This window comes from Streptococcus sp., from assembly GCF_019414905.1.
In the GTDB taxonomy this organism is placed as follows: Bacteria; Bacillota; Bacilli; order Lactobacillales; family Streptococcaceae; genus Streptococcus.
The window spans coordinates 1-1,386 of sequence record NZ_DXLC01000232.1 but is presented as its reverse complement, the minus strand read 5'-3'; the positions used below and the strand labels follow the sequence as shown (position 1 = coordinate 1,386).

Here is a 1,386-nt window from a genome sequence, read left to right as displayed (position 1 = left end):
CTTTGCCTATCGAGGTTTCAGCAAGGCGCTTGAAATTGCTAAACAATATCAGCTAGATATTATTCATACCCAGACAGAATTTTCTCTTGGCTTGTTGGGAATTTGGATTGCGCGTGAATTGAAGATTCCAGTCATCCATACCTATCACACCCAATACGAAGACTACGTGCATTATATTGCTAAGGGGATGTTGATTCGTCCTAGTATGGTCAAGTACTTAGTCAGAGGTTTCCTGCATGATGTGGATGGGGTTATTTGTCCTAGTGAGATTGTCCATGATTTGCTATCTGACTATAAGGTCAAGGTTGAAAAACGGGTCATTCCAACTGGGATTGAATTAGCTAAGTTTGAGCGTCCGGAAATCAAGCAGGAAAATCTGAAAGAACTACGTAGTAAACTAGGGATTCAAGATGATGAAAAGATGTTGCTTAGTCTTTCCAGAATTTCCTATGAAAAAAATATTCAAGCAGTTTTAGCAGCCTTTGCAGAAGTTCTGAAAGAAGAAGACAAGGTTAAACTGGTGGTAGCTGGGGATGGTCCTTATCTGGATGACCTCAAAGAGCAAGCCCAGAAACTAGAGATTCAAGACTCTGTTGTCTTTACAGGGATGATTGCTCCTAGTGAGACAGCTCTTTACTATAAGGCGGCGGATTTCTTCATCTCGGCATCGACAAGTGAAACCCAAGGCTTGACCTACTTGGAAAGCTTAGCCAGTGGAACGCCTGTCATTGCTCATGGAAATCCTTATCTGGACAATCTGATCAGTGATAAAATGTTTGGAACCTTGTACTATGGAGAACATGATTTGGCTGGTGCTATTTTGGAAGCCCTGATTGCAACGCCAGATATGAATGAGCATACTTTATCAGAGAAGTTGTACGAGATTTCAGCTGAGAACTTTGGAAAACGGGTGCATGAGTTTTATCTGGATGCCATTATTTCAAATAACTTCCAGAAAGATTTAGCCAAAGATGATACGGTCAGTCAGCGTATCTTTAAGACAGTTTTGTATCTACCGCAACAGGTGGTTGCTGTACCCGTAAAAGGCTCTAGACGCATGCTGAAGGCTTCAAAAACACAGTTGATCAGCATAAGAGATTATTGGAAAGACCATGAAGAATAGAAAGAGGAACAGTATGAAAAAACAATTAATGAGAAGCGGTCGTGATAAAAAGATTGCGGGTGTTTGTGCCGGGGTAGCCCATTATTTTGATATGGATCCTACTATTGTTCGCGTAATATGGGGTGTTCTTGCTTTTGCTTATGGAGCAGGAGTTGTAGCTTATATCATTTTATGGATTATTGTGCCAGAAGCAAGTGACTATTGAAAACTAGCTAAATTCATGCTAAGATAATAGAAAATAGAATGTAACGAAGGAGATAAAA

At 40.3% G+C, this 1,386-nt stretch carries 2 protein-coding genes; both read left to right on the top strand.

Going from position 1 to position 1,386, the window contains the following annotated elements; translation table 11 throughout:
- Window positions 1–1,123 (top strand): glycosyltransferase (locus tag QZ359_RS07120; RefSeq protein ID WP_293964909.1); only part of this gene is annotated, 1,123 nt, incomplete at its 5' end.
- 28 nt (window positions 1,124–1,151) lie between these two features.
- Window positions 1,152–1,328 (top strand): PspC domain-containing protein, encoded by a 177-nt coding sequence (locus tag QZ359_RS07115; protein WP_293964920.1) that lies wholly within the window; start codon window positions 1,152–1,154, stop codon window positions 1,326–1,328.
- Window positions 1,329–1,386 lie beyond the last annotated feature (58 nt).